The organism is Streptococcus sciuri (assembly GCF_024814375.1).
Taxonomy (GTDB): Bacteria; Bacillota; Bacilli; order Lactobacillales; family Streptococcaceae; genus Streptococcus; species Streptococcus sciuri.
The window spans coordinates 80,865-93,278 of the sequence record NZ_JANUXX010000007.1 but is presented as its reverse complement, the minus strand read 5'-3'; the positions used below and the strand labels follow the sequence as shown (position 1 = coordinate 93,278).

The window sequence follows — 12,414 nt, the reverse complement described above, 5'->3', positions numbered from 1 at the left end:
TTTTAATGATATTGAGGAGGTAGGGATTATTAAACAAAATGGTTTGATATAAGCCTTCTCCTCTTTTTCTATACACGTAAGAAAGGAAAAATAATGACAAGTGATGTGCTATTAAATATCAAGAACTTGCATATTGGTTTTAGAATACGTGATGATTTCTATGATGCTGTTGATGATGTTTCACTAGAGATTAAGGAAAATGAAATCGTTGCTATTGTTGGTGAATCAGGCTGTGGAAAGTCCACTCTAGCGACTGCCATCATGGGGTTACACAACCCTCACAACACCAAAATAACGGGGGAGATCAATTATAAAGGACAAAATCTCGTTGGCTTATCAGAAGAGTCTTTTAGTGCAATCCGTGGTAATGATATCGGTATGATTTTCCAAGATCCACTAGCTTCACTCAATCCTTTGATGACCGTTGGAGATCAGATAGATGAGGCGCTGTATTTTCACAAGAAAATGACGGACAAGGAACGTACAGCTCGTGTTCTGGAGCTTTTGGAACAAGTTGGTATTCCAAATCCAAATCGAACATATCTCCAGTATCCCCATGAACTTTCTGGAGGTATGCGCCAACGCATTGGAATTGCAATGGCACTTGCTTGTAAGCCAGCTGTTATCATTGCTGATGAGCCTACAACGGCTCTTGATGTGACTATCCAAGCGCAAATTCTAGACTTGTTAAAGGATATTCAAAAAGAGACAAAATCAGGAATCATCTTGATTACTCACGATTTAGGAGTTGTGGCTGAGACAGCGGATCGTGTAGCAGTGATGTATGCAGGAGAGTTTGTGGAGATAGCTTCAGTCGAAGAGATTTTTTCACATCCAAAGCACCCTTACACGCGATCACTTTTACGCTCCAATCCACAGATTGATCATGATGGGGAGAAACTGTATGTGATTGATGGCTCTGTTCCATCAATTGCAAATATACAGCACTCTGGCTGTCGCTTTGCACCACGTATCAAATGGATAGCAGAAGATAAGCATGAAACAAATCCAATTTTACACGAAGTGTCAAAAGGACATTTTGTTCGTTGTTCGTGCTATAACTATTTTGAATTTGAAAGTGAGAGATAGCTATGGGATTTATTGAAGTAAAAGACTTAAAGGTTCATTATCCGATTCGCAGTGGCTTTTTTAATCGAGTGACAGATTACGTTTACGCTGTTGATGGTGTTGATTTGCACATAGAGACTGGTAAAACGTATGGCTTAGTAGGAGAGTCAGGTTCAGGTAAATCCACTATTGGAAAAACAATCATCGGTCTTGAAAAAGCAACTTCTGGCAAAATCTTTTATGAGGGGAAAGATATCACCAATAAACAACGTCGAAACAAGGAGCATTTTGGGAAAAATGTGCAAATGATTTTTCAAGATTCGCTTTCTAGTTTTAATCCTAAAAAGCGCATTTTGGATATTATTGCCGAACCAATTCGTAATTTTGAACGCTTGTCAGCAGGTGAAGAACGTCAAAAAGTCCTTACACTATTAGATACAATTGGTCTTGGAGAAGAAACACTTTATAAATACCCTCATGAATTTTCAGGAGGGCAACGTCAGCGTATCGGTGTTGCACGAGCTCTAGCTAGTAATCCTCGCCTCATCATAGCAGATGAACCAGTTTCAGCTTTGGACTTATCGGTACAAGCGCAGATCCTCAACTATATGAAACACATCCAAGAAAAATACAATGTGAGCTATCTCTTTATTTCACACGATTTAGGTGTTGTTCGCCATATGTGCGATGAACTTTATATTATGTATCGAGGACGTTTTGTTGAAACGGGCAAAAAGTCTGAAATATATAATAATCCTCGCCATATTTACACCAAGCGACTCTTGTCTGCTGTTCCCACGCTTAATCCTGCTAATCGTGATGCAAACAAAGCTAAAAGAAGAGCAACAGAAAAAGAATTCAGAGAACATCAAGCGCAGTATTTTGATGCTTCTGGAAGAGTGTTTGATCTTCAGAATATCACTTCAAGTCATAAGGTTGCTCTAAATAGCAAAGGAGGTCGTTAATATGTGGAAAACAATTTTAAGGCGTTTCCTGCTAATGATTCCTCAATTGATTATCCTTAGTATTATCGCTTTCTTTATCTCAAAAATGATGCCAGGTGATGCTTATACAGCACTAGAGAATGACCCAAAAATTAGTCCAGAAATCGTTCAACAACTGCGAATAAAAGCAGGGTATTATGATCCTGTATATATCCAGTATTTTAAGTGGGTTGGAAATATCTTGCAGGGTGATTTTGGACAGAGTATCACATTCAAACAACCGGTTTTAACAGTTATCGGTCAGAGGTTAAATAACACAGTTTGGTTATCTTTGTTGACTTTGATTATAACCTATCTAATCGCTTTGCCACTTGGGATGATAGCAGGACGCTATCAAAACTCACTGGCTGATAAGTTAATCACTATCTATAACTTTTTGACCTTTTCTACGCCAACTTTTGTCTTTGCTATTTTGCTTTTGTGGTTATTCGGATATGTTTTAGGCTGGTTTCCAACAAGAGGTTCTGTAGAAGCAGGGGTAGCTGGTATCAGTGTTCTTTTTAGTCGACTCTATCATATGATTTTACCAGCCTTGACTCTAGCAATTTTATCAACGACAGGAATTATTCAATACTTAAGGACAGGTATTATTGATGCTAAATCACAGGATTATGTCCGTACAGCTAGGGCAAAAGGTGTACCAGAGCGCATCGTTTACAATCGCCATATTTTTAGAAACTCATTACTTCCTATTGCTGCATTTTTTGGTTATGAATTGACAGGTTTGATTGGTGGTTCAGTATTTATTGAAAGTATTTTCACCTATCCTGGGATTGGTCAACTCTTTTTGACCTCCATCTCTCAACGTGATTATGCTGTTATTTTAGCCCTATTATTGATGTTTGGTCTAGCGACACTGCTAGGGACACTCTTATCAGACATCATTATGAGTATTGTCGATCCTCGTATTAGGATTAAATAGAAAGGGGGTTCTCTTTTGAGTAAGAAAAATACACAAGCCGTAACTCTCAATCCAACTGGATTTAGCGTTATTAGTCGCGAATTTTTGAAAGATAAGATAGCCTTAGCATCTCTGATTTTTCTCATTTTGATTTTGGCATTTGTTTTTATTGGTTCACTTTTTATGAATCAAGATCAAGTGATGAGTGTTAATATCATTTCTAAAAATCTACCACCGGGTTATGAGGGACACCTTTTGGGAACAGACTCTTATGGACGTGACGTCCTTGGACAATTAATTATTGGTGCTAGAAATTCTATTTTGATTGGCTTTTCTATTACGATTATCACAAGTATCATTGGGATATTTATCGGTCTTATTTCAGGATATTACGGTGGTCGTATCGATGGTATTCTGATGCGTATTGTTGATTTTATTATGATTTTGCCGGTCTTATTGCTAATCATTGTATTTGTGACCGTTATCAAGTCTTATACCATTTATCATTTTATATTTATCATGAGCGCTTTTTATTGGACAGGAAAGGCAAGGCTTTTTAGGACTCGTGTTCTATCAGAGGCTAGTCTTGACTATGTTAGCGCTTCTAAAACATTAGGTACCAGAGATATTGTCATCATGTTACGTGAGATTTTACCGAATATCAGCTCGCTTGTCATTGTCAATTTGACCTTGAATTTTGCTGGTAATATTGGTATTGAAACCTCTTTGACTTATCTTGGTTTTGGTTTACCAACGACATCACCGAGTCTAGGAACCTTGATTGCTTACGCTCGTAATCAAGATGTTTTACAAAACAAAGCTTGGATTTGGCTTCCAGCGACTATTTTTATCCTTGTGATGATACTAAGCATCAACTATGTTGGACAAGCTTTTCAACGTGTAGCTGATGCAAAACAACGTCTTGGATAATAATATACATTAACACTAGTAATGAATAGATTTTTGATAGCATCTATTCATTACTTTTTAATTTGTGCTAAAGAAAAGGAGAGTCTCATTAAGCTGTATATTATTAAGATTAAATTCTTTGCAAGCTAAAAAATAATCAAACAGATAAAATTAAAGTTAGAAGTAAATAGAATCTCTTTCATTTTAAGCTATAATCGTCGACAAATGTAAACAAATAGTTTATAATACATTTACAAATGTAAACAAAAGGAGTCTTGAATGGTTATATCAAATGCTGAATGGGATGTTATGCGAGTTGTTTGGACACAAGAACGTGTCACAAGTACAACTGTTTTTACTATTTTAAGTCAAAAATTACAGTGGACTTCCTCTACGATTAAGACACTTCTAAAGCGATTAGTGAATAAGGGCTATCTTACGACAGAAAAAGTTGGTAAAGGTTTTGTCTATTCTGCTAAGATTTCTGAGCGAGAAGCTATTTTTTATCAGATAGATGATCTTTTTGATAAGCTTTGTCCGACAAAACATTTGGATATTATCCGATATATTCTCACAAGAACTGATATGACATTTGAAGATATAGAGCAGTTGCAGATGTTTCTAAAAGATAAGAAAAAAACTGCAGTTGATGAGGTGGCTTGTACCTGTCTTCCTGGTCAATGCACTTGTCAAGAATATTTAAAATAAGAGGCATCGCATGGCTGAAAAAAAAGATGTATTTTTGATTGAGGGAATGACTTGTGCTTCTTGTGCGCTGACGATAGAAAAGACAGTTAAGAAACTAAGTAAGGTTGAGAATGCTGTTGTTAATCTCGCTACAGAAAAAATGACTGTTGATTATGAAGGTGAAGAAACAGCAGAGGCTATTAAAAAGGTAGTTTCAGATGCAGGATATGCAGCAACTCTCTTTGAACCAATGATAAATAACACACAGGTTAAGCGTCAAAGCGAGGCTATTAGTAATGTGTGGCGTCAATTTATCTTATCCGTTATCTTTGCGCTTCCTCTTTGTTATATTGCTATGGGAAGTATGCTGGGATTTTGGTTGCCAAGTCTTCTATCTCCCCACCATGCACCGATGCATTTTGCGATAGCGCAATTGCTTTTGACCTTGCCTGTCATGTATTTTGAACGTCGTTTTTATAACAATGGGCTTCGGTCACTTTTTAAAGGGCATCCTAATATGGACTCTTTGGTAGCGATAGCAACGCTCGCAGCTTTTCTTTACAGTCTTTATAGCTTATATCATATTGGATTTGGTTATACACAGTACGTACATAATCTCTACTTTGAGTCTGTAGCAGTTATTTTGACACTAATAACTCTTGGAAAATATTTTGAATTGTTATCAAAAGGACGTACGTCGGATACTATCAACAAACTATTGACTTTATCGGCTAAGAAAGCGATGGTTATACGTCATGGTAGGGAACAATCTGTTTCAATTGATCAAGTAGTGGTGGGGGACACTGTCCTTATCAGACCAGGTGAAAAGATACCTGTTGATGGTGTTGTGATTTCAGGTGACTCTGCAGTTGATGAGTCTATGCTGACTGGCGAGGCTATCCCTGTTGAAAAAGCTGTGAACAGTCACGTTTACAGTGCTTCTATCAATGGACAAGGAGTACTTAAAGTCTGTGCTGAAAAAGTTGGTGATGAAACGCTTCTTTCTCATATCATCAAATTGATTGAAGATGCTCAACAAACTAAAGCACCTATTGCTAAGATTGCCGATCGTGTATCAGGTGTTTTTGTGCCGATTGTAATCGTAATTGCACTTGTGACAGGTGTCTTTTGGTACTTTGTTATGAATGAAAGTTTTGTCTTTTCTTTTCAGGTTGCCATTGCTATATTAGTCATTGCTTGCCCCTGTGCGCTAGGACTTGCGACGCCAACGGCAATCATGGTTGGTACTGGGTGCGCTGCTGAAAATGGTATTCTCTTTAAACGTGGCGATATACTTGAAAATGCTCACCACGTTGATACTGTTGTTTTTGATAAGACAGGAACAATAACTCAAGGGAAACCGATAGTTGTTAGCATTACTACCTTTGGTGTATCAGAGGATGAGTTGCTCAGTCAGGTGGCTTCTATTGAGAAACTTTCAGAACATCCCTTAGGTCAAGCAATTGTAGAAAAAACTTTTGAAAAAGGTTTGTCTCTTTACTCTGTCGACAGCTTCAAGTCCTTAACAGGTCTTGGTCTGCAAGCAGAGGTTTCTGGACACACGCTCTATGTTGGGAATGCCAAGCTCATGGTAGCGAAAAAGATTGATGTATCACTAGCTTACGATGTTGTCCGTTCAGTGGCTGAACTTGGTCAAACACCTATCTATGTTGGACAAAATAGCAGACTTATTGGTATTATTACCCTAGCTGACCAAATAAAAGCAGATAGTGAGGAGACTATCAAGACACTTCACAATCTAGGAGTTAATGTTGTTATGCTAACAGGTGATAACAGCCAGACTGCGAAAGCTATTGCTAAACAAGTGGGCATTGAGCAAGTCATTAGCGATGTTCTTCCTGACCAAAAGGCAAAAGCTATACTTGAGTTGCAAGCAAAAGGACATAGAGTAGCTATGGTCGGAGATGGCATCAACGATGCACCTGCTTTGGCAAGTAGTGATGTTGGTATTGCTATAGGCTCTGGGACTGATATTGCTATTGAGACAGCAGATATTATTTTGATGAAACCTGAGCTAGCTGATGTGGTCAAAAGTTTGACAATTAGTCGCTTGACGATTAAAATAATTAAAGAAAATCTTTTTTGGGCATTTATCTATAACGTTCTTTCGATTCCAGTAGCTATGGGTGTACTTTATTTGTTTGGCGGGCCATTACTCAATCCAATGTTAGCAGGAGTAGCTATGGGATGTAGCTCTGTGTCTGTTATCTTAAATGCGCTACGTCTAAAAGTAATGAGATTATAAAGGAGCTATTATGGAGAAAAACTCTAGTCGTTCTATATTCGTCGCTTTTATTGCCAATTTAGGTTTTGCTGTTGTCGAACTGCTTTTTGGAACACTCTTTAATTCCAGTGCCATTGTAGCAGATTCTGTGCACGATTTGGGTGATGCTTTGGCGATTGGCTTATCCTATTATTTTGAACGTTTTTCAAAGCGAGAAAGTGACGGAAATTATACCCTCGGTTACCTACGATTTAGCCTTTTAGGAGCTATGCTAACGTCTGTCATTCTTATTGTAGGTTCTCTTTTTGTCTTGATTGAAAATGTTAGCAAATTGCTTGATCCTCAACCGATCAATTATAATGGCATGTTCTTTTTAGGTATTGTAGCAGTTGTCGTTAATGTGCTGGCCAGTCGTGTTTTAGATGGCACGCACTCTGAGCAAGAGTCTATCCTAAGCTTGCATTTCCTAGAGGATACGTTAGGTTGGTTGGCTATAATTGGCGTATCTGTTATCTTACGCTTTACAGATTGGTATTTCCTTGATCCTTTATTATCACTTATCATTGCAGTGTTTATCTTATACAAAGCCTTACCTAAGTTTATCTCTAATCTTCAAATTTTTTTGGAAAAGCGCCCAGCTAGTCTAGCTATTGAGCCATTAAAAAGAGAAATGCTGACCATTGATGGCTTAAAGAGTATCAATCAACTCAATGTCTGGTCCATCGATGGTAGACGTCATATTGCTATGGTGCATATTGAATGCGAAAAAAGCGCTGATAGGGACTTGGTACGTGACCAGATTCATCATATTTTCCAAGCACACAATATTATCGAGTCGGCAATCGAGTGTGATCGTAGTTCTTTTGAACACCACCACCATTGCATCCATAAATTTTAGATAATGCTAGATTGACAGAAAGAAGGTTTTTATGAAAAAAACATATCAAGTGTTCGGCATGAAATGTGCAGGATGCGCAAATACTGTAGCAGCAAAATTAAGCGCTGTTCGTGGCGTTGAAAACGTTGATGTTGACTTAAAAAAAGAACTAGTCACTGTAACAGGAAAACCTTTTAAGTTTTCTTTAAAGCGTGCTCTTAGAGATACCAAGTATAAGTTGGGTGATGAGAAATAAAAAAAGCGACATTCGTCGCTTTTTTTTCAGCCTAATGATTTGCAATTTCTCTAGATCGTCTGCGCTGTGATGATCCGACACGTACCATACTATAGCCAAAAATGGCATAAGTAAGGCTGAGATAGATGAGATTATGATGTACAATATAGAAAATAATCCCAAAAATCAATAGCCAGACTATATATTCAAAAAGGCTATGTTGACGTATTAGGTAGGTTTTGTGATTATAAATAGACGTTGAGATAAGACCAATATAGTAGATGCTAAGAGCTGTTAAGAAAAGGATAATTCCAGTCTCTACATGATGTGGATTGGCAAAAAACTCTATGCTGACTGTCATAAGATTAACTCCAATGATAAGTAGTATGTGTGATGCTACAAGCCCACGTGCGCGAGTTACTTGATGGTGGTTAATATTGAGATGAGTTTGTAAGATGTAGGTGATAAACATCATAGACATACCGATAAAGAAAGCAAAGCCAACAATAGGGTAATCCGTTAGTGGATAGGTCTGAATGATGCCCAGCACGGTTTCTCCAAAACTGATAATAGTAATTAATTGGCATCGCTCTACCAAATGTGGAAAATTGATTAAGGTTTCGTCAAAATACTTGTAAAAGAAAAATGGAAAGACAATAGGCAAAAGCCAAACAGCATAGAAATACTGACCAATAAAGTATATAAGTCTAGCATCAGCTATATTTTTGAGGATAAACCATACACCAGTTAGAAGTGCAAAGCCAATCATAGAACCAAGAAAAGTTAGAATGTTAACTCTAATATCTTGTGTGAAACCGTTTTGCTTTCCTCGCATGTAGTATTGATAGACGATGAGAGCATAAGATAGTATTAACAGACCATTATAGACTAGCACATCTGTGGAGCTGTAATCGAGTTTACCGATATTCAGGGCAAAATTTCCAATACTAAACATAGCGACGATATTTGTATAGATGTCAAGTCGGTCTCTCTCCCCGTACTTATTGAGGTAGAAAGTCTGTCCTAACCAAATAAAAAAGACTAGGATACTTGTGATGATAAAATTGAGAAATATTCCAAAGGTTAGATGTTCTTGATGTAGTAAGGTTGTTAAGCGACTAGTTGCAAAAACAAAGACCAAATCATAGAACAACTCATAGTTTGAGACACGTTTAGCAACAATATCAGGCATGATATCTCCTTGTGTGTAGTTAATGTGATTTCATTTTACTAAAAGTTGCATTGTTTGACAAGATGGTTTGCAGTAATAGCATTAAGAGTGAGATTGTTAGGACTGATGTATTTTTATTGAAACGCCTTTGATTTGTATAACGTTAAATGGTAGGAAATCATTTCATTTTTCCAATTCCACTATCTAATCGTTGCTTAAATTCAAAGTAGTCAGCTACATAGAGAAAAATGGTCTGTTCATAAAAGTTTAATCTATCACCTCATAATGTTTTTATCTCATTAATTAAATAATCATTCAAAAATCTAAGAATAAAACAATTTATAGCGAGCTGAGAGGCAAGTTGCTTATTGGTTTTATTCAATGAAGAATAGATGTAATGGTTGAGCATTTCCCTGGTTAACAGAAAATATGAGTTATAGCTAATGGTACGCACACAGTTACTTAATAAAATGATTTTCACTTTCCTAACAACAATTTCCAGTCGTTTTATTCATTAATATAATAAATAAAAACTAGAAGAAAATTCAATGATTAAGAAAATGTCAAAACTTTTGATAAATGGTATCATTATTGTTGAATAAATGCTTACATGTTATCTGAGATTTTTAGAAAATAAGCTTGTCCATTTAACGCCATTTTGGGTAAAGTAAATAGGATGCTAATTTGTTCGCTTTTATTTATGATTAGTTAAAAATTAGGCAAAGTTTGCATGTTAGGTAAATAAAGCTCTTGATTATGCAGTAACAATAAAGTAAAATTATTTTGTATTAGTTGTTCCTGAATTATTATAGGAATTTTTCAATTTATCTATAGTATCTTGATATATTTGTTTAAATGCTTCGTATTCAAATTCATCTTTGGAGTTTTCTTTTATAATTTGCTCTACCGAGGTGCTATTTATATCTGCTATTATGATAACATCCAAAATGAGATTTCTTATTTGGATATTTCATCTTTTTAGAAGAAAAATTTTGAATATCATCATCTATTTTGCCTAACAAGCAACTTGTTGTAGTATGGAATAAAGATGTAAGTTGAAATAAATGATAAAAGCTAGGTTCTCTTTGGCCACTTTCCTGTTTTGGGTATGCACCTTGTATAGTACTAAGTTTTTGTGCAATTTTAGATTGTGTATAGCTGTGTTTTAAATGCTATTGTTTAAACACTTAGAAAATAGGGTCTTTGTCTCTGTCATTTTTATCCTTTCAATTTTAAAAAATAATATAAAATATAGTTTATTGTTGGCAAATAATACAAATGTATCAGGCTTAATTTTAACATATTAGACTATGTCATTAAAGGAGGTACTAATAATTGGATGCAAAGATATAGAAAAATTAACAGATAAATCAATCAGCACTATTAAAAAGTGGCACTTAAAGATTGAGGAGTTATCTGGCTATGAGTTTCCAAAAGAAACACATAGAGTGAGTCGGCGTAGTGTACAAACTTACTTTGTCTTTACAAAGGAGGAAGTTGCTAAATTTGTTGAACTATCTAAAGAAATTGATAAAACAAAGGATTTAGAGAGTTCTGTCAAAAAGGTTTGGGGTGACCTTAATGCCCAGTTTGAACGCCATTTAGGACAAGAAATATCTAAGTTGAGACTTGCTTTCATGAATTATAAGAAAGCAGCGAATAAGGAATTAAAAAGGTTTAAACAAAATAATATTTCTTTGTCTCTCAATATCACTACATTGGAAAAAACGTTGTAAGAAGTATTGCAACATAACGCAGTAGAAAAAATACTTAAAAGCTCAAAGAAAGATAAAGGTTAAATTGTATGATTAAGCTAATAGCAATAGATATGGATGGAACTCTTCTCAATAGTCAAAAGCAAATTCCTACAGAAAATATTGTTGCTCTTCAACAAGCTAGCAAGAAAGGAATTAAGATTGTCTTGTGTACAGGACGTCCAAAATCTGGAATTGTACCTTATTTTGAGCAACTGGGACTTACGGATGAAGAGTATATCATCATGAATAATGGTTGTAGTGTTTATAATACTAAAAACTGGGATTTAATTGTTTCAGAAGAGCTTAGTTATGCTGAAATCAAGCGTTTGAATAGAACTTGTGCTTCCTATGATGACGTGTATTTGACTTTAACGGGGGATAAGAGTTATTATGTTTTAGCTGATGAAGTGCCAGATCTAGTACAGTATGATGCTAGTTTGGTTTTTGATACTGCTAGAGCTATTGATGAGTTTGAGCTCAAAAAAGAGGGTGAGATAATTTTTCAAGCGATGTATATGGCTAAAAAAGCCTCTCTTGATGTTTTTCAAGCCGATGTTGACAAGGAATTATCGCAGGATTTCAGTACGGTGAGAAGCCAGGAATATATTTACGAAATCTTACCACAAGGTATATCAAAAGCAAGTGGGCTCAAACAGTTGGCTAGAAAACTACACATTGCACCTTCTGAGATTATGGCACTGGGAGATGCGGCCAATGATGTTGAAATGTTAGCATTTGTAGGTGTCAGTGTTGCTATGGGCAATGCTTCAGATGACATTAAAAGAAGATGTCGCTACACGACAAATTCAAACGATGATTGTGGGGTTGCTAAGGCAATTTATGATTATGCTTTGCTGGGTCGATAAATAAAATGAAAAGATTGAGGTTTTATTTTCAAGTAGTCGTTTTCTAACGGATGATGTTCGTCGTATTAGAATATTTTCAAATACTTAAAAGGTAAAGAAAGTGAGATACTGTGATGAAGTGACACTTTTAGATGGGGTGTTACAGTTTGTTCTTATTTCTAAGTAATAATACTTTGTTTTATCAAACCAAATGAGAGTAAGGGGGAAGATAGCGACTTGGAAAATTGTAGCCGATTCGGCTTGTGATATTATGACATTACCATTAGATGAGGTGGCTGGGGAACTCACTCACTATCAAAAGCAAACAAAACTTTTGTTTGCTCTATCTAAGGTGGATGATCTTGTGAAAAATGATTGCTTATCAAAAGTAGTAGGTACAGTTGTGGGGCTTTTGAACATTCGCTTGGTTGGTGAGGCGAGCAAGGAGAGAACGCTAGAAGTACTAGAAAAACAACGTGGATTTAAAAAGACTCTTCAAAAAATTTATCAGGAATTGAAAAATAGAGGCTATATAGGTGGTCGCTTTGTCATCGCTTATCAAGATAATGATAAGTTTTGTCAGTAATTGACAAAACTTATTGAAAGTGACTTTCCAGAAGCAACCATTTTAATTTATCCGACGTCTGTTTTATGCAGTTTTTACGCTGAGCGGGGTGGAGTGATGATTGGTTATGCAACAATAAAAATCTGAGTA

Annotated in this window: 13 protein-coding genes and 1 pseudogene; 12 read left to right on the top strand and 2 right to left on the bottom strand. The window is 36.0% G+C overall.

Features of this window, described 5'->3' with window-relative positions; all coding sequences use genetic code 11:
- The first annotated feature begins 93 nt into the window (after positions 1-93).
- From NXS10_RS06710 to NXS10_RS06675, 8 genes are all read left to right on the top strand, one after another.
- Positions 94-1,089 carry an ABC transporter ATP-binding protein gene (locus NXS10_RS06710; RefSeq protein WP_259139025.1) on the top strand — a complete coding sequence of 332 codons (996 nt, stop codon included), beginning with the start codon at positions 94-96 and terminating at the stop codon, positions 1,087-1,089.
- Positions 1,090-1,091: 2 nt separating this feature from the next.
- On the top strand, positions 1,092-2,033 hold the full coding sequence (locus tag NXS10_RS06705) for an ATP-binding cassette domain-containing protein (protein ID WP_259139024.1): 942 nt from the start codon (positions 1,092-1,094) through the stop codon (positions 2,031-2,033).
- Between the two features lies 1 nt (position 2,034).
- The gene (gene opp4B, locus NXS10_RS06700) at positions 2,035-2,994 is read left to right on the top strand and encodes an oligopeptide ABC transporter permease (protein WP_259139023.1); all 960 of its coding nucleotides are present in this window, start codon (positions 2,035-2,037) and stop codon (positions 2,992-2,994) included.
- 15 nt (positions 2,995-3,009) lie between these two features.
- Positions 3,010-3,903 (top strand): ABC transporter permease, encoded by an 894-nt coding sequence (locus NXS10_RS06695; protein ID WP_259139022.1) that lies wholly within the window; start codon positions 3,010-3,012, stop codon positions 3,901-3,903.
- 258 nt (positions 3,904-4,161) lie between these two features.
- Positions 4,162-4,590: a CopY/TcrY family copper transport repressor gene (locus NXS10_RS06690; RefSeq protein ID WP_259139021.1), complete on the top strand. Its 429-nt coding sequence runs from the start codon at positions 4,162-4,164 to the stop codon at positions 4,588-4,590.
- Positions 4,591-4,600: 10 nt separating this feature from the next.
- Positions 4,601-6,835, top strand: a complete 2,235-nt coding sequence (locus tag NXS10_RS06685) for a heavy metal translocating P-type ATPase (protein WP_259139020.1) — start codon at positions 4,601-4,603, stop codon at positions 6,833-6,835.
- Between the two features lie 10 nt (positions 6,836-6,845).
- Positions 6,846-7,712, top strand: a complete 867-nt coding sequence (locus tag NXS10_RS06680) for a cation diffusion facilitator family transporter (protein ID WP_259139019.1) — start codon at positions 6,846-6,848, stop codon at positions 7,710-7,712.
- A 31-nt stretch (positions 7,713-7,743) separates the two neighbouring features.
- Entirely contained in the window at positions 7,744-7,947 is a 204-nt protein-coding gene (locus NXS10_RS06675; protein ID WP_259139018.1) for a heavy-metal-associated domain-containing protein, read from the top strand.
- Between the two features lie 31 nt (positions 7,948-7,978).
- On the opposite strand, the gene NXS10_RS06670 is transcribed toward NXS10_RS06675, so the two are convergent.
- On the bottom strand, positions 7,979-9,118 hold the full coding sequence (locus tag NXS10_RS06670; protein WP_259139016.1) for a low temperature requirement protein A: 1,140 nt from the start codon (positions 9,116-9,118) through the stop codon (positions 7,979-7,981).
- A 160-nt stretch (positions 9,119-9,278) separates the two neighbouring features.
- Positions 9,279-9,575, bottom strand: a pseudogene (locus NXS10_RS06665) (Rgg family transcriptional regulator); the annotation flags it as partial.
- Between the two features lie 832 nt (positions 9,576-10,407).
- Here NXS10_RS06665 and NXS10_RS06660 point away from each other — a divergent pair.
- From NXS10_RS06660 to NXS10_RS06645, 4 genes are all read left to right on the top strand, one after another.
- Complete coding sequence (locus tag NXS10_RS06660) at positions 10,408-10,833, top strand: hypothetical protein (protein ID WP_259139015.1); 426 nt, start codon at positions 10,408-10,410, stop codon at positions 10,831-10,833.
- A 68-nt stretch (positions 10,834-10,901) separates the two neighbouring features.
- On the top strand, positions 10,902-11,720 hold the full coding sequence (locus NXS10_RS06655) for a Cof-type HAD-IIB family hydrolase (protein ID WP_259139014.1): 819 nt from the start codon (positions 10,902-10,904) through the stop codon (positions 11,718-11,720).
- Between the two features lie 250 nt (positions 11,721-11,970).
- Positions 11,971-12,285, top strand: a complete 315-nt coding sequence (locus NXS10_RS06650; protein ID WP_259139013.1) for a DegV family protein — start codon at positions 11,971-11,973, stop codon at positions 12,283-12,285.
- Positions 12,286-12,411: a hypothetical protein gene (locus NXS10_RS06645; protein WP_259139012.1), complete on the top strand. Its 126-nt coding sequence runs from the start codon at positions 12,286-12,288 to the stop codon at positions 12,409-12,411.
- Positions 12,412-12,414 lie beyond the last annotated feature (3 nt).